The organism is Mycobacterium sp. NGS45, assembly GCF_059812645.1.
Genome location: NZ_JCALDB010000005.1, coordinates 71054 through 86415, shown reverse-complemented (window position 1 = coordinate 86415; position 15362 = coordinate 71054). Strand labels below are relative to the sequence as shown.

The 15362-nt window shown below is 68.9% G+C and carries 14 protein-coding genes; 7 read left to right on the top strand and 7 right to left on the bottom strand.

From position 1 onward, the window contains the following. Nucleotides 1–10: 10 nt before the first annotated feature. Both AC5Y3P_RS06525 and AC5Y3P_RS06520 read right to left on the bottom strand, forming a co-directional pair. Nucleotides 11–667, bottom strand: coding sequence for a response regulator (locus AC5Y3P_RS06525; protein WP_500045082.1), 657 nt, complete (start codon nt 665–667; stop codon nt 11–13). Nucleotides 668–669: 2 nt separating this feature from the next. Further along, a complete protein-coding gene (locus AC5Y3P_RS06520; RefSeq protein ID WP_500045081.1) occupies nt 670–1875 on the bottom strand; it encodes a sensor histidine kinase in 1206 nt (401 codons plus the stop codon). A gap of 154 nt (nt 1876–2029) precedes the next feature. On the opposite strand from AC5Y3P_RS06520, the gene AC5Y3P_RS06515 reads away from it, so the two are divergent. Next, complete coding sequence (locus tag AC5Y3P_RS06515) at nt 2030–4930, top strand: MMPL/RND family transporter (RefSeq protein ID WP_500045080.1); 2901 nt, start codon at nt 2030–2032, stop codon at nt 4928–4930. Then, nucleotides 4875–5657: a hypothetical protein gene (locus AC5Y3P_RS06510; protein ID WP_500045079.1), complete on the top strand. Its 783-nt coding sequence runs from the start codon at nt 4875–4877 to the stop codon at nt 5655–5657. The genes AC5Y3P_RS06515 and AC5Y3P_RS06510 overlap by 56 nt, the downstream gene beginning before the upstream one ends. A gap of 17 nt (nt 5658–5674) precedes the next feature. On the opposite strand, the gene disA is transcribed toward AC5Y3P_RS06510, so the two are convergent. Genes disA through AC5Y3P_RS06495 form a run of 3 tightly spaced genes read right to left on the bottom strand, consistent with a single transcriptional unit; the run spans nt 5675 to nt 8869 of the window. After that, nucleotides 5675–6784, bottom strand: coding sequence for a DNA integrity scanning diadenylate cyclase DisA (disA, locus tag AC5Y3P_RS06505; protein WP_500045078.1), 1110 nt, complete (start codon nt 6782–6784; stop codon nt 5675–5677). A 2-nt stretch (nt 6785–6786) separates the two neighbouring features. Further along, entirely contained in the window at nt 6787–8271 is a 1485-nt protein-coding gene (gene radA / locus AC5Y3P_RS06500; RefSeq protein WP_500045077.1) for a DNA repair protein RadA, read from the bottom strand. 55 nt (nt 8272–8326) lie between these two features. After that, the gene (locus tag AC5Y3P_RS06495; RefSeq protein WP_500045076.1) at nt 8327–8869 is read right to left on the bottom strand and encodes a copper chaperone PCu(A)C domain-containing protein; all 543 of its coding nucleotides are present in this window, start codon (nt 8867–8869) and stop codon (nt 8327–8329) included. A 266-nt stretch (nt 8870–9135) separates the two neighbouring features. Here AC5Y3P_RS06495 and carD point away from each other — a divergent pair, with 266 nt between their 5' ends. From carD to rlmB, 5 genes are read left to right on the top strand one after another with little or no spacing between them, the layout of a single operon-like run. Continuing rightward, the gene (gene carD, locus AC5Y3P_RS06490) at nt 9136–9624 is read left to right on the top strand and encodes an RNA polymerase-binding transcription factor CarD (protein ID WP_500045075.1); all 489 of its coding nucleotides are present in this window, start codon (nt 9136–9138) and stop codon (nt 9622–9624) included. A 15-nt stretch (nt 9625–9639) separates the two neighbouring features. Beyond that, nucleotides 9640–10308, top strand: a complete 669-nt coding sequence (gene ispD, locus AC5Y3P_RS06485) for a 2-C-methyl-D-erythritol 4-phosphate cytidylyltransferase (protein WP_500045074.1) — start codon at nt 9640–9642, stop codon at nt 10306–10308. Then, nucleotides 10305–10805: a 2-C-methyl-D-erythritol 2,4-cyclodiphosphate synthase gene (gene ispF / locus AC5Y3P_RS06480; RefSeq protein WP_500045073.1), complete on the top strand. Its 501-nt coding sequence runs from the start codon at nt 10305–10307 to the stop codon at nt 10803–10805. Before ispD ends, ispF begins: the two co-directional genes overlap by 4 nt. A gap of 11 nt (nt 10806–10816) precedes the next feature. Then, nucleotides 10817–12238 (top strand): cysteine--tRNA ligase, encoded by a 1422-nt coding sequence (gene cysS, locus AC5Y3P_RS06475; RefSeq protein ID WP_500045072.1) that lies wholly within the window; start codon nt 10817–10819, stop codon nt 12236–12238. Then, on the top strand, nt 12238–13179 hold the full coding sequence (rlmB, locus tag AC5Y3P_RS06470) for a 23S rRNA (guanosine(2251)-2'-O)-methyltransferase RlmB (RefSeq protein WP_500045071.1): 942 nt from the start codon (nt 12238–12240) through the stop codon (nt 13177–13179). Before cysS ends, rlmB begins: the two co-directional genes overlap by 1 nt. Before the next feature lie 11 nt (nt 13180–13190). Here the strand turns inward: rlmB and AC5Y3P_RS06465 are convergent, their stop codons facing one another. After that, the gene (locus AC5Y3P_RS06465) at nt 13191–14447 is read right to left on the bottom strand and encodes an SLC13 family permease (RefSeq protein WP_500045070.1); all 1257 of its coding nucleotides are present in this window, start codon (nt 14445–14447) and stop codon (nt 13191–13193) included. Then, the gene (locus AC5Y3P_RS06460) at nt 14444–15361 is read right to left on the bottom strand and encodes an MBL fold metallo-hydrolase (protein WP_500045069.1); all 918 of its coding nucleotides are present in this window, start codon (nt 15359–15361) and stop codon (nt 14444–14446) included. Before AC5Y3P_RS06460 ends, AC5Y3P_RS06465 begins: the two co-directional genes overlap by 4 nt. Between the last annotated feature and the right edge of the window lies 1 nt (nt 15362).

Sequence of the window (15362 nt, the reverse complement as noted above, 5' to 3'; positions counted from 1 at the left end):
CCGCACAGCGTCAGCGCGGTACCGCCAGGCCGTGGTCGTAGGCGTAGACGATCGCAGCCGAACGGTCGCGCAGATCAAGCTTGCCGAAGATCCGGCCGATGTGACTCTTGACCGTCACCTCGGAAATGAACAACTCGGCGGCGATCTCAGAGTTGGAGTGCCCCTTGGCAATCAGGCGCAGCACCTCCAGCTCGCGAGCGGTCAACTCCGCTACGGTGTCCACCGGCAGCGCCGGCGGAGCCTGCCGGTAGGTGTTGAGCACCCGGGAGGTGACCGCCGGGTCCAAGAAGGAATCTCCGCGCGCAACGGCGTGCACCGCGCGGATCAACTCTTCGGCCGATGAGTCCTTCAGCACGAAACCCGATGCGCCGGCCCGCAATACCCCGGACAGCAGGTCGTCCTCGTTGAAGGTGGTCAGCGCCAACACCGGCGGCCCGCCGGCGTCGACCAGTCGGCGGGTGGCCTCGATGCCGTCGACCCGCTTCATCCGCAGATCCATCACCACCACATCGGGTTTGCTGCGGGCCACCGCGTCAGGCACTTCGTCACCGTCGGCGCACTCGTCGACGATGACGAAGCCGTCCCGCCGGCGCAGGATCCGTCGCAACCCGGAGCGCACCAGGTCCTGATCGTCGACCAGCAGCACGTGCACTTCGTCGTCGTCCATGCTCACTCCCTGCACCAGGGCGGCCGGAACCCGGTCGGTTCGTCGAGCGGGATGGACGCCCGTACCTGCCAGTGACCGTCGTTCGGACCGGCCTCGATGGTTCCGTCGAGCAACTCCACCCGCTGCTGCATGCCCGGCACGCCCCGGCCCTTGACTTCACCGGCCACCCGCACCGCCGCCGGGCACCGGTTGATCACCGTCACCGTGGCCGCCTTGGTCGAGATGAGCACGCGGACCGCACATTTCATATCGGATGCGTGCTTGGCCACATTGGCCAGCGACTCCTGGGTGATCCGGTACAGCGCCAGGCCGACGGCTGCGGACACGGTGCTGGTCGGGCCGTTGACCCGCAGATCGACGTCCAGGCCGGCGCGCCGGAAGTCTTCGACCAGACCGGCGATGTCGTCGATCCCGGGTTCCGGGTTGGTGCCCATCGGTCCGCCGTCGAGCAGCCCCACCGTGCGCCGGATGTCGGCCATCGCCTGTCGGCCCAGCTGTTCGGCCTGCTGCAGCGACTCGACGGCCTCCGCGGAGTCACCGTCCACCTGCAACTCGCGACGCGCGCCGGTCAGATGCAGCAGCGTGATGCTCAACGAGTGCGCGATCACATCGTGCACCTCGCGGGCGATCCGACGGCGTTCATCGGCCGCGGCGTGTTCGGCCAGCGCGACCTGCGCTTCGTGCTGCTTGACGATCAGCTGCTGTTGGACCCGCATCAGCAGGCCGACCAGCCAGCCCATGCCGAGGATCGGCAAGTACAGCACCAGGCCGTCCAGGTTGTGCAGCTGGGCGGCCAGGATCAACAGTGCGGCAGCCGATCCGGCAGCCCACACCCCGACGAGCACCGGGCTCAGCGCGACCGCGGTGCCCACCCCCAAGGTGAGCAGCAGCGGCGCGAAATCCCACGGGATCGGGGTAGCGGTGCCGAACAGGAAGATCGCAGTGCTGACCATGGTGACGGTCCAGATGATCGACGCCTTGAAGCTGATTCCGGAGAAGAACAGCACCACATCCGGTGAACAGGCGACCACGATCGCCAGCACACACACCAGCAGGTCGGCGGACGGCCGCTGCAGGGTGGCCACCGCCACGATCAACACCATCGCGACATCGATGGTGATCCCGAAGATCGGCGAGAACCCGAGCGGAACGAGCTCGAGCCGCTTGCGCAGCCGAGCCTTCAGGTATTCCGTGATCGGGCGTAGCACTGCATCATGGTAGTGGCCCGAACCGTGGCCGGCCATCATGCCGTGGCCGGACACCGTCTCCTACCGTGGTAGGAGACCGCAAGTGGTCCGCGGCACGACGCGCCGCTCCGGGCCGGCTCAATAAGTTCGAACCGTGCTTTGGACGGATCGCCGGATGCGGCGTGCCACCGTGGTGTCGATCGCGGTGTTGGCCGCGTGGTTGATTGCCGCCGGCATCGGCAATCTGGCCGTGCCGCAACTCGAGCGGGTGGTCGAGACCCACACCCGGTCCTTCATGCCCGACGACGCGCCCAGCTCGATCGCGGCGCGCGCGTCGGCCGAGCAGTTCGGTGAACCCGCCGGTGACAATCTCAATTACGTCGTGCTGGAACGCAACGCGCCGCTGACAGCGGCGGATCGCAAGTTCTACGACACCCTGATCGCGGCACTGCGCGCCGATCCCGAACACGTCCAGGCGATCACCGATTTGTGGAGCGACCCGGTCACCGCGGACGCCGCTCAAAGCCCGGACCGGCAGGCGGTCAGCGTGATGCTGCGCCTGGCTGGCCGGCTGGGCACCGGCCAGGCCGGCGAAGCGGTCTCGAAGCTGCGCAGCACGCTGGCCGAGTTACCCACGCCGGCAGGTCTTTCGGTGTACGTCACCGGGCCGGGCGCCACCATCGCCGACGAGTTCTCCGCGATCGACCGACAGATGCTGGCGATCACCGCGGCCACCGTGGCGTTGATCCTGGTGCTGTTGCTCGTGGTGTACCGCTCGCCGATCAGTGCGGCCATCCCGTTGCTCTCGGTGGGATTGGCGCTGGGCGTTGCCCGCCCGATCATCGCGGCATTGGGGGCAGCGGGAGTGCTGGAAGTATCACTGTTCTCGGTGGCCCTGCTGGCGGCGATGATGCTCGGTGCGGGTACCGACTACGGCATCTTCCTGATCGGCCGCTATCAGGAGGGCCGGCGCCGCGGTATCGGGCCCGGGCCGGCACTGACGGCCGCCTATCGCGGCACCGCTCCGGTGGTGATCGGGTCGGGCCTGACCGTCTCGGTTGCCTTGGCGGTCTTGGGCTTTGCCGACGTCGGCATGCTGCGCAGCGCGGGAATCCCTTGCGCCATCGGAATTCTGGTGGCGATGGCGGCCGCACTGACGCTCACACCGGCGCTGTTGGCACTCGCTGCGCGGTTCGGCTTCGCCGAGCCGCGGGCCGGTTCGCGGGCGGTCCGGCGCTGGCGACGGATCGGCACCTCGGTTGCCCGGTGGCCCGGACCTATCCTGGTGACCGCCGGCGCCCTGGTCTTCGTGTTGGCGCTGCCGCTGCTCGCCCTGCGGATCGGCTGGGACGAGCCGGCCGCGACGCCGGACGACGTCGAATCCAACCGCGGCTACGCGGTCGCCGACCAGCACTTTCCGGCCAATCACCTGTTGCCCGTCATCGTGACCGTGGCCGCCGACCACGATTTGCGCAACCCGGCCGGGCTGATCGCGATCGAACGAATCACGCGGGCGCTGATGGAGATTCCGGGTGTACTGAAGGTGCAGTCGGCGAGTCGTCCGGTCGGCACGGTGCCGCAGGAGGCGACGTTGACCTACCAGGCCGGCCTGATCGGTGACCAACTCCGTACCGCAGTCGACTCGTTGACCGAGCGGTTGAGTCGGGTCGAGGAACTGGACCAGATGTTGGCCGGTCTGCAGCACGGGGTGGCTCAGCTCGGCGGCGGACTCCGGCAGGGTGATCGGGCGTTCGGTGAGATCGGTGCAGCGGCAACCGATATGCAATCCGGGATGACCGGCCTGCAGCGGAACGTCAGCACGGTGTCGAGTTATCTGGATCCGTTGCGTGCATTCGTCGCCGGGCACCCCAATTGTCCGAACGACCTGCTGTGCTCGACGGTCGACCGGGTGGTCTCACCGGTGGACGACATGGTTCGCAGCTCCTCCGAATTGTCCAGTGGGGCAGCGAAGTTGGCCGACGGATCGGATACCGCTGCAGGAGCCTTCCGGGACTTGCCGGGCGTCGCGGCGCAGCTGGACACGGCCCTGCGGCAGGCGCGCGGTGCCAGCCGCGAGATCGCCGCCATGGCCGACACGCTGGGCCCACGGCTACGGGAGTTCACCGATTATCTCGCCGAGCTACAGGCCCAGTTCGTCGGCAGTGGCGCAGCCGGCTTCTATCTGCCGCAGCGGGCGCTGTCCGATCCGCGACTTGCCACTGCGCTGAACGCGCTGATCTCCCCGGACGGTCGGGCCACCCGGCTGCTGGTGTTCGGTGAGGGCCGGGAGTGGAGCGCCGACGGTGCGCAACGGGCACGCCAGGTCGACACCGCGGTGCGCGAAGCGACCAAGGAGGGCACGTTGACGCCGACCTCGGTGCACCTCGGGGGCGTCGGGCCCGCCACCCGCGATCTGCAGCTGCTGTGGGCCGGTGACCTGCGCCTGCTGGTCGGCGCGGTGCTGGTGTTGATCTTCGCGATCATGGCGGTGATGCTGCGCAGTCCGGTGGCGGGGCTGGGGGTGGTGGGGACCGTCGCGGTGTCGTTCGCCTCGGCGCTGGGCGCCGCGGTGCTGATCTGGCAGCACCTGCTGGGTCATCCGCTGCATTGGGCGGTACCGCCGATCGCGATGATCGCGCTGGTGGCCGTGGGTGCCGACTACAACCTGCTGTTGGCGCTGCGGTTGCGCGAAGAGGCCACCGCCGGCATCAAGACCGGTGTGATCCGGGCGTTCGGGGCCACCGGCGGTGTGGTGACCACGGCGGGAATCGTGTTCGGGCTCACGATGGCGGCGCTGCTGGGCAGCACCGTGCTCAGCATCGCGCAGATCGGCTCGACCATCGCAGTCGGCCTGCTGATCGACACCCTGGTGATCCGGGCGTTCGTGGTACCCGCGCTGGCGGTGTTGTTGGGGCGGTGGTTCTGGTGGCCCCACTACTCCCTCCGCCGTTCCAAACCAGGTAGCGACACGCCGCGCCGGGTCGGACGGCTTGCGGTGACCTGGCCTTACCGTGAGAGCCGTGTTGGATACCGAACCGCCTCGCTCGCTACCGCCGGAGATCTACCGGCGTCGTAGGGCACTTGCGGCCGGCGTGGCGGCGCTGGTCTTCGCGATCGTCGTCGTCATCGCCGTGATCGTGTTCAGTGGTGGGTCCGACGAAGCTGCGCCGGCCGACCAGGCCGAGCAGCCGAACACCTCGCAAGGCCCGCTGGGCCAGACCCCCGCCCCGGACGTCAAATCCCCCGTCGTGCCACCGGCCAGTGAGGCGCCGGCGCCGACACCCACCCCGACCACCGCGGTGGTGCCGCCGCCCATCCTGCAGGCCGGCGATGACTGCCCGGACAGCACGCTGGCGGTCAAGGGCATCACCAACGCCCCGCAGTACGCCGTCGGGGATCAGCCCAAGTTCACCATGGTGGTCACCAACATCGGACTGGTCGCCTGCCAGCGCGACGTCGGCGCATCGGTGCTGTCGGCCTACGTCTACTCGCTGGACAACCAGCGGCTGTGGTCCAACCTGGACTGCGCGCCCTCGGAGGAAACCCTGGTCAAGACGTTCAACCCGGGGGAGCAGGTGACCACCGAGGTCACCTGGACCGGGATGGACTCGGCTCCGCAGTGCCCGCTGCCGCGTGAGCCGATCGGGCCCGGCACCTACAACCTGGTGGTGCAGCTGGGCAACCTGAGGTCGGCGTCGGTGCCGTTCATCCTCGCCGAGGGGTCCGGCGAAGCGCCGGCAGAAGAGGCCCCGCCGGCCGAGCCGGCACCGGAAGAGGCGCCGCCCGCCGAACCCGGCGCCTGACGCCCGCTCGGACTGGTTCAGGCCAGCCGGTCGGCGATCGTGGATTCGGCCAGCTGTGACAGTCCTTCACGGACGTGTCGGGCCCACATGGCGCCGATGCCGTCGACCGATTGCAGATCGGTGGCACTGGCCGCCAACAGCCCCTGCAGTGAGCCGAAGGTACGGACCAACAAGTCGACGTGGGCGAACTGTAGGCGCGGAATCTCGGCCATCGCGCGGTAGCCCCGGGCACTCAACGCGGTGTCCTGCGCGTCGCCGGTGGATGGGTAGCCGAACACCTGCGCCAGCGCGGTGAAGTCGAGCAGCTCGGCATCCGACAGCACATCGAGCGCGCTCAGCGTGGCGACGACCTGAGCCTTCGACGGGGGGTCCGGGTTGGCGTGGTAATCCCGCACGATCAGCTCCAGGGCGGTGTCGTTGCCGCCCAGCAGTTCTTCCAGCTGCAGCCGCAATTGGCGTCCGTCGGTGCCGAGTTCCACCGCGTCACCGTCGATCTCCAGGCCGATTCGGCGCACCATCTCCAAACGCTGCACCACGGTCATCACATCGCGCAGCGTGACGAAGTCCTCGATCTCGGCCGCCGACAGCTGCCGGTTGACCTCGACCAAGCGCGCCTTGTAGCGCTCCAGCGTGGCGATCGCTTGGTTGGCCCGCGACAAGATGGTGGCCGAGTCCGCCACCACATGCCGCTCGCCGCCGACGTACACCGTCACGATGCTCATCGAATGGCTCACCGAGATCACCGGATAGCCGGTCTGCACGGCTGCGCGTTCCGCCGAACGGTGCCGGGTGCCGGATTCGTCGGTGGCAATCGACGGGTCCGGCACCAGCTGAACATTGGCGCGCACGATCCGGCTGCCGTCGGTGGACAACACCACGGCCCCGTCCATCTTGGACAGTTCGCGTAGGCGAGTGGGGGCGTAGCGGATGTCCAGCGAGAAACCGCCGTCGCAGATCGCCTCGACGCCGTCGTCGTAGCCGAGCACGATCAACGCGCCGGTGCGGCCGCGCAGGATGCGCTCCAACCCGTCCCGCAGCGGGGTGCCCGGAGCGAGTCGGGCGATGGTCTCGCGCAGCGTCGGGCGCGCGGGTAGCGCATTGCTGACGCTTTGCTTGGCGGTGGCCATGGTCAGCCATTGTCCCCGTAGTCGGCGGACTTGGGGTGTTGGTCCACCAGTTTGAGTTCGGTTCGCGACGCCGCCTTGACCTCGGGAGGTTTGCTGGCCGGCGCCGCCGCGATGTCCAGCAGGGTCCTGAGCGCATCTCCCACGGTGGCCACCTCGATCACCTTCATGCCGGCCGGTGTCGACTTCACGCCGGGGGCGATCAGCGCCGTGCTGAAGCCCAACCGGGCTGCCTCGGCCAATCGACGCTCCATCCCGGTGACCCGACGCAGATCACCGGCCAACCCGACCTCCCCGATCGCAACCACCGACGACGGCAAACACAGGTCGAGCACCGACGAGGTGACCGCGAGCGCCACCGCCAGATCCGAGGACGGGTCGGTCAGCCGCATGCCGCCGACGGTGGACAAATAGACGTCACGGTTGCCGATCGGCACCTTGGCCCGGGTTTCCAGTACCGCGGTGGTCATCGCCGCCCGGGCCGAGTCCACCCCGCTGACCGTGCGTCGCGGGGATTGCACCTCGCGGGTGGCCACCAGCGCCTGGATCTCACCGATCAGCGGGCGCTTACCGTCCAGCGTCACCGTCACAGCGGTACCCGGCACCGGCTCCGGGCGCTGATCCATGAACAAGCCGGAAGGGTCGGCGACACACTCGATCCCGTTGTCCTGCAACATGAAACAGCCGACCTCGTCGGCCGCGCCGAACCGGTTCTTGACTCCGCGGACCATGCGCAGCGCCGAGTTGCGGTCACCTTCGAAGTGCAACACCACGTCCACCAGATGCTCGAGCGAGCGGGGCCCGGCGATCGCGCCGTCCTTGGTGACATGACCGACCAGCACCATCGCCATGGGCGGCTGCTTGGCCGATTTCGCACAGCTGGTCAAGGCCGTGGTGATGGCGCGGACCTGGGTGACGCCACCGGTGACGCCGTCGGTGTCGGTGGTCGACAACGTCTGCACCGAGTCGACGATCACCAGCGTGGGCTGAACGGTCTCGATGTGCGCCAGCACCAGATCCAGGTCGGACTCGGCGGCCAGATACACCTCGTCGTGCGTGCACCCGGTGCGTTCGGCCCGCATCCGGATCTGGCCGGCGGATTCCTCACCGGAGACGTACAGCGCGCGCCGACCTTGCTGCGCCCAGCGGTGCACCACTTCGAGCAGCAGGGTGGATTTCCCGACCCCGGGTTCGCCGGCCAGCAACGTCACCGAACCCGGCACGATCCCACCGCCGAGCACCCGGTCGAGTTCGCTGACGCCGGTGCCGTAGTGCCGGGTGTGGTCGGGGTCGATGGAACTGATCGGCACGGCCGCCGACGCCGGCGCGATGGCGCGGTGGGCGCGCCCGCCCAGCGAGGTGAGCACCGCGGCCTCTTCGACAGTGCCCCAGGTGCCGCACTCCGGGCAGCGGCCCACCCATTTGGCGGTGACGTGCGCACATTCGGTACAGCGATACTGGCTACGCGCCCGCGATCCCACCTTGCTCACGCCTGGAAACGCTATCGGTTGCCACCGACAGATCCGGTCAGGCGCGGCTGCGCACTCAGTGCGCGCTCAGCGCGTCGCCGCCCTGCCGCTCCGCGTTGCCGGCCGAGATCGGCACCTCGAGCTCGACGCTGCCGGCGTTCTCGAACTCGAAGGTGAACGCATAGTTCAAGCCATTGCGGATCGGCTCGTCCAGCGTGACGGTCGCCGTGGCGCTGTTCTGATCTTCGATGACGCCCAGATCGCCCAGGCCGTCGGGCGAGCCGATCGCGAGCGCGCCGCTGACCGGGATCGGAGCCGGGCTCGGGGTCAGTGTGACCTTGCCGACGTCGGTGCTGATCTTGATCAGCTTGTCGTCTTCCTGCGCGGACTGGTTGGTGATGGTGAGGATCAGCGGGACCTCACTGCCCGGCTGCAACGCGTCACCGGTCTCGACGGCCTGCAGATGCACGTTGCGCAGCGCGAGTTGGCCCTGGTTGCCGACCGTTCCGTTGACTGCGGGCTCCTGGCTGGCGGTCTGCGAAATCTGGCCCGCGCTGCAGCCCACGAGCGCGGTTGCGGCGAGCAGTGCCATGACCACCCGAGGGGTATGGAACGTCATCTTCGAATAGCCTCCTGCCGGCAACCAGTTTGGTTCGACTATGCAGAGTAGTAGGTGGCTTGTTCCGGCGGTAGCTGAGGGGCGGCACGGGTCTTCCGGGCCGGTTTCAGATTGCTTCCGGGTCGCTCGGGCGGGGCGCTGCATTGCATGTAAACGCCACCCTGTCAACCCCTAGGATTCCCTCGTAGTGCCCCTGACCTGCATAGTTGATCGGCACGTGTGTGACCCTCGTGATACCCTAGTGGGGTGAAAGGGGCTCGAAACTGATGATTTTCAAGGTCGGAGACACCGTCGTCTATCCACATCACGGTGCTGCGTTGATTGAGGCGATCGAAACCCGGACCATCAAAGGCGAGCCGAAGGAATACCTCGTCTTGAAGGTTGCCCAGGGCGATCTCACCGTTCGAGTTCCCGCAGAGAATGCCGAATACGTCGGTGTCCGCGATGTCGTCGGACAGGAGGGCCTGGACAAGGTCTTCCAGGTGCTGCGGGCGCCGCATACCGAGGAACCCACCAACTGGTCGCGTCGGTACAAGGCCAATCTGGAGAAGCTGGCTTCCGGTGACGTGAACAAGGTCGCCGAGGTCGTTCGCGACCTGTGGCGCCGCGATCAGGAACGTGGTCTGTCGGCCGGCGAGAAGCGCATGCTGGCCAAGGCCCGTCAGATCCTGGTCGGGGAGCTGGCGCTGGCTGAGAACACCGACGATGCCAAGGCCGAAACCATCCTCGATGAGGTTTTGGCTGCGGCTTCCTAGCCGGCGAGGTCCATCGTGGCGCGCACGATCGCCATCGTTCCGGCAGCTGGAGCAGGCGAGCGGCTCGGTGCTGGGCTGCCCAAGGCTTTCGCCAAACTAGACGGCACTCCGCTGGTGGTCCGGGCACTGTCCGGGCTGGCCGCCTCTGGTGTGGTGGACGCTGCCGTGGTGGCAGTTCCGTTCGAACGCACCGATGAGGCCAAGCTCATCCTGGGTGGGGCGCTTCCGCTCACCGTGGTGGCCGGCGGGCAGGACCGCACCGAGTCGGTGCGCAACTGTCTGGCCGCGGTCGGCGACGCCGACTACGTCCTGGTGCACGACGCCGCCCGGCCGCTCACCCCGCCCGCGCTGATTGCTCGGGTGGTGGCTGCGCTGGAGGACGGCCATCCGGCGGTGGTCCCGGCCGAGCCGCTGGCCGACACCATCAAGGCCGTCGACGCCAACGGCGTCGTGCTGGGCACACCGGAGCGGGCCGGGCTTCGGGCGGTGCAAACACCGCAGGGTTTCGCCACCGAAACGCTGATCCGGGCCTATGAACGGACCTCGGGTGGCTGCTTCACCGACGATGCTTCGCTGGTGGAGAACATGGGCGGGCAGGTGCAGACGGTGCCGGGCGATCCGTTGGCGTTCAAGATCACCACCCAGTTGGACCTGGAACTGGCCCATATGGTGCTGCAGCGGTGACGGCGCTGCCCACGGTCGGGCTCGGCGTCGACGTGCATCCCATCGAAGCGGGCCGGCCCTGCCGGCTGCTGTGTTTGACCTTCGATGACGCCGACGGCTGTGCCGGGCACTCCGACGGCGACGTGGCCGCGCACGCGCTGTGTGACGCGCTGCTCTCGGCAGCCAATCTGGGCGATCTGGGCACGGTGTTCGGCGTCGACGACCCGCGCTGGGACGGGGTCTCGGGCGCGCAGATGCTGCGCCACGTCCGCGACCTGCTGACCGAACACGGTTACCGGATCGGCAACGCGGCGGTGCAGGTGGTCGGTAACCGACCCAAGATCGGGCCGCGCCGGCCAGAGGCCGTCGAGGTGCTCAGCGAGCTGCTGGGCGCCCCGGTGTCGGTGTCGGCGACCACCACCGACGGGCTCGGACTGACCGGTCGTGGTGAGGGGCTGGCGGCCATTGCGACGGCTCTGGTGATCGGCGATGGGGGATTTGCGCCGTCAGGCCGGTAAGCTGCGACGTCGTGACCGCTACCGGAGGGCCGCAGACCGGCCTGAAACTGCACGACACCATGACGGGTGCCGTGCGGGAGTTCGTTCCGGTCCGGCCCGGCCACGCCTCGATCTACCTGTGCGGGGCCACCACCCAGGGTCTGCCGCACATCGGGCACGTCCGCAGCGGCGTCGCATTCGACGTGTTACGCCGCTGGCTGACGGCCAAGGGCTACGACGTCGCGTTCATCCGCAACGTCACCGACATCGACGACAAGATCCTGAACAAGGCGGCCGCCGCCGGGCGCCCCTGGTGGGAGTGGACCGCCACGCACGAGCGGGCGTTCACCGCGGCCTATGACGCGCTGGGCGTATTGCCGCCGTCGGCCGAACCCCGCGCCACCGGCCACATCACCCAGATCGTCGAACTGATCGAGCGGCTGATCGAAGCCGGGCACGCCTACCCCGGTGACGGGGACGTCTACTTCGACGTACTCAGCTTCGCCGAATACGGCGCCCTGTCCGGACACCGCATCGATGACGTGCACCAGGGCGAGGGAGTGGCGACCGGCAAGCGCGACCAACGTGACTTCACCCTGTGGAAGGGCGCCAAGCCGGGTGAGCCGTCCTGGCCCACACCGTGGGGCCGGGGCCGGCCGGGCTGGCATTCCGAATGTGTGGCGATGGCCCATGAGTACCTGGGTTCTGAGTTCGACATCCACTGCGGTGGAATGGATTTGGTCTTCCCGCACCACGAGAACGAGATCGCGCAGGCACGCGCGGCCGGCGATCGGTTCGCCCGGTACTGGCTGCACAACGGCTGGGTCACCATGGGTGGCGAGAAGATGAGCAAGTCGCTGGGCAACGTGTTGTCCATTCCGGCTGTGCTGCAACGGGTTCGGCCCGCCGAGCTACGTTACTACCTGGGCAGCGCGCATTACCGGTCGATGCTGGAGTTCACCGAGGTGGCGCTGCACGACGCGGCCCGCGCCTACACCGGCATCGAGGAGTTCCTGCACCGGGTCCGCACCCGGGTCGGGGCGGTCACACCGAGCACCTGGACCGACGGCTTCGCCGCCGCACTCGACGACGACCTCGCGGTGCCGGCAGCGCTGGCCGAGATCCACCATGCGCGGGCCGAAGGCAACCGAGCGCTGGACACCGGTGACCATGACACCGCCATGGCGCAGGCCGCGGCGATCCGGGCGATGATGGGCATCTTGGGCTGCGACCCGCTCGATGAGCGCTGGGAACTGCGCGACGAGACCTCGGCCGCACTCGCGGCCGTCGACGTGTTGGTGCAGTGGGCGTTGGCCGGCCGCGCCGAAGCACGCGAGGCGCGGGACTGGGAACGCGCCGATCAGATCCGGGACCGACTCAAGGAAGCCGGCATCGAGGTGACCGACACCGCCGACGGTCCGCAGTGGTCGCTGGCCGACGGGAATGACAAGTAATGGCCGGCAATTCGCAGCGCCGCGGTGCAGTGCGCAAACCGGGCACCAAGAAGGGGCCGACGGTGGGTTCCGGCGGTGTGCGCCGGCGTGGCCTGGAAGGCCGCGGTGCCACCCCACCGGCGCATGAGCGCCCCCATCATCCGGCCGCCAAGCGGGCCAAACGGGCCGCCAAGCAGCAGCAGGGCCGACCGAAGAAGACCGACGACACCGAAATCGTGTTGGGCCGCAACCCGGTGCTCGAATGTCTGCGGGCCGGCGTGCCGGCCACCGCGCTCTACGTCGCGATCGGCGCCGACAACGACGAGCGGCTGACCGAATCCGTCACCCGGGCAGCCGATTCCGGGATTCCCATTCTGGAGGTCGCGCGCATCGACCTGGACCGGATGAGCACCAACGGTCTGCACCAGGGGGTTGCGCTGCAGGTCCCGCCGTACGACTACGCGCACCCCGACGACCTGTTGCGGATCGCCGCCGACGACAGCAGCCCGGCCCTGCTGGTCGCCCTGGACAACATCTCCGATCCGCGCAACCTCGGCGCCATCGTGCGTTCGGTCGCGGCGTTCGGTGGCCACGGGGTGCTGATCCCGCAACGCCGTTCGGCTTCAGTCACCGCGGTGGCGTGGCGAACCAGCGCCGGTGCGGCCGCCCGACTGCGGGTGGCGCGAGCCACCAACCTGAACCGGACGCTGGCCGACTGGGCCAAATCCGGTTTGCAGATCGTCGGTCTGGACGCCGGCGGCGACACCGAACTCGACGACCTGGACGGCAGCGGGCCGATGGTCGTGGTGGTCGGTTCGGAAGGCAAGGGCCTGTCCCGGCTGGTCCGGCAGAACTGTGATGCCGTGGTGTCGATTCCGATGGCCGGCAACACCGAATCGCTGAATGCCTCGGTGGCCGCCGGCGTGGTGCTGGCCGAGATCGCCCGGCAGCGCCGGCAATAGTCGACCCGGATTCACACCCCGAGGACGCGCACCGACGCCCACAGCGCCGACACCGCCGCCACCAGCGTGACCGGCACGGTGAGCAGGCCCAGCCCGCTGAACTCGCGCGCGGTGACAGCCATCCCGTGGCCGCGCAGCACCCGCCGCCACAGCAGGTTGGCCAGCGAACCCAGATAGGTCAGGTTGGGGCCGATGTTGACCCCGAGCAGTGCCGCGAGCACCGCGGCCGGTCCCAGCGGTGCGGTCAGCGGCAGCATCACCAACACGGCGGGCAGGTTGTTCACCAGGTTGGCCAGGATCGCGGCCAGCGCGGCGATCCCCAACAGTGCGACCAACCCGGTGCCGTCGGGCACCCAGCGTCCCAGCCACCCCTGCAGTCCGTTGGTCATCACGGCGTGCACCACGACGCCGAGCGCCACGACGAAGATCAGGAACGGCACATGCATGGCCCGGACCAGTCCGCCCACCGTGCTGCGCCGCCGCGCCCGGCTGTGCACACCGAGCACCACCGCGCCGGCCAGCGCGGCCCAGTACGGCTCGAGGCCCAGCGCCGAGGTCACCACGAAACCGACCAGCGTGGCCAACACGACACCGAGCGTGAAACGCGGGAGAGGCGGGAGGGCGCCGGTGGGTGTCGCCGCCGAACCGTTCAGGTCGGCCCGGAAGAACCAACGGAAGAGCAGATACTCGCAGCCGATGGCCACCAGCCACGGCAGCAGCATCAGCGCGGTGAAGTGCGTGAAGGTCATCCCCGCCGCGGCCAGTGTGCTGAAGGCCAGCAGGTTGGTCAGGTTCGACACCGGCAACAGCGACGAAGCGGTGTTGGACAGGTGTGCGGTGGCATAGACGTGCGGGCGGGCCGGCAGCCGCACCGCAGCCGTGGTCGCCAGGACCACGGGCGTCAGCAGCACCACGGTGGCGTCCAGGGACAGCACCGCGGTGGTCACCGCGCCGACCGTGAACACCCCGGTCAGCAGCGACCGCGGCGAGTGTCCGCCCGCGCGGGCCAACCGGGCACCGATTGCGCTGAACAGGCCTTCGTCGGCACAGAGTTTCGCCAGCACCAGGATGGCGGCCAGGAACACCACCACCGGCAGCAGTCGCGCGGCCTCGGCCATCGCCTCCTCGGCCGACACGGCCCCGACCAGCACCAGTACCGCCGCTGCCGGTACCGCGACGACGGCCTCGGGCCATGCCTCCGGGCGAGCGATCGCGAACACCACGACGATGGCTAGCAACCCGAGCGCCAGGATCGCGGTGCCCGTCACCCCCAGGGGTCCTCGCGCTGCCACACCGTCGGCAGGTGCAGCGTGACCCCGTCGGTGTCGGCCAGCGCACCGAGCGTGTCCATCGCGAAGTCCAGGTCGTCGACGGCGTACGGCAACGCGCGCAGCGGTTTCGACAGCGGACGGAAGAAGTCGTCCCAGTGGATGCCGATCACCGTGGTGGCCCCGACCGCCCGGACCGTGTGTTTCCAGTACTCGGTGAGGTAATCCCGGGACTGCAGCCCCAACTGTCCGATTCCCAGGTAGGCGACCTCGGCGCGCTGTCCCGAGAGCAGTCCGGGCCGGTACCCGGCGCTGCCCTGGACCAGCATGCGTCGTCCGGTCGGGACATGCCGGACCAGCATCGACCACGCCTCGCCGCAGCGATACGCCGACACCCGCACCGGCGGTGTCACGGGCGCGGTGATGGCACCCGGGAAGCGATCCGGCGGGCAATGCGTCGAGGCGAACAGCGTCAACTCGAAGTTGCCGGCCGGCGTCGCCTCGCCGGGGACGGCGACCTGGATCTGTTCGGGCGGCAGGCCGTGCCCGCGGCCGAGGTGCGCGGCGGATTCACCACCCAGCAGCACCGCGCGGGTGGTCTCGGCCACCAGCGCCGAGTCCAGCGCGTGGTCGTAATGGCTGTGCACCGGCACCACGGCGTCGAGTCGGTCCACGCCGAGACGGCGCAGACTGCCGTGTACCCGCTCCGGGTTCGGCGCGATCCGTCGGGCGAGCGCGGGTAGGCAAGGCCGGGAGAAGAAGCCGTCGGTCAGCACCGCGGAGGCGCCGTCGTCGATCAGCAGCGTGGACACACCAAGCCAGGTCACCGCGACCTCGGTGTCCGCCCGGGCCCGGGGAACGGCGAACCGTCCCGCATGTCGGGCCAACTCGGGGCGGCCGGGTCGCAGGCGCATC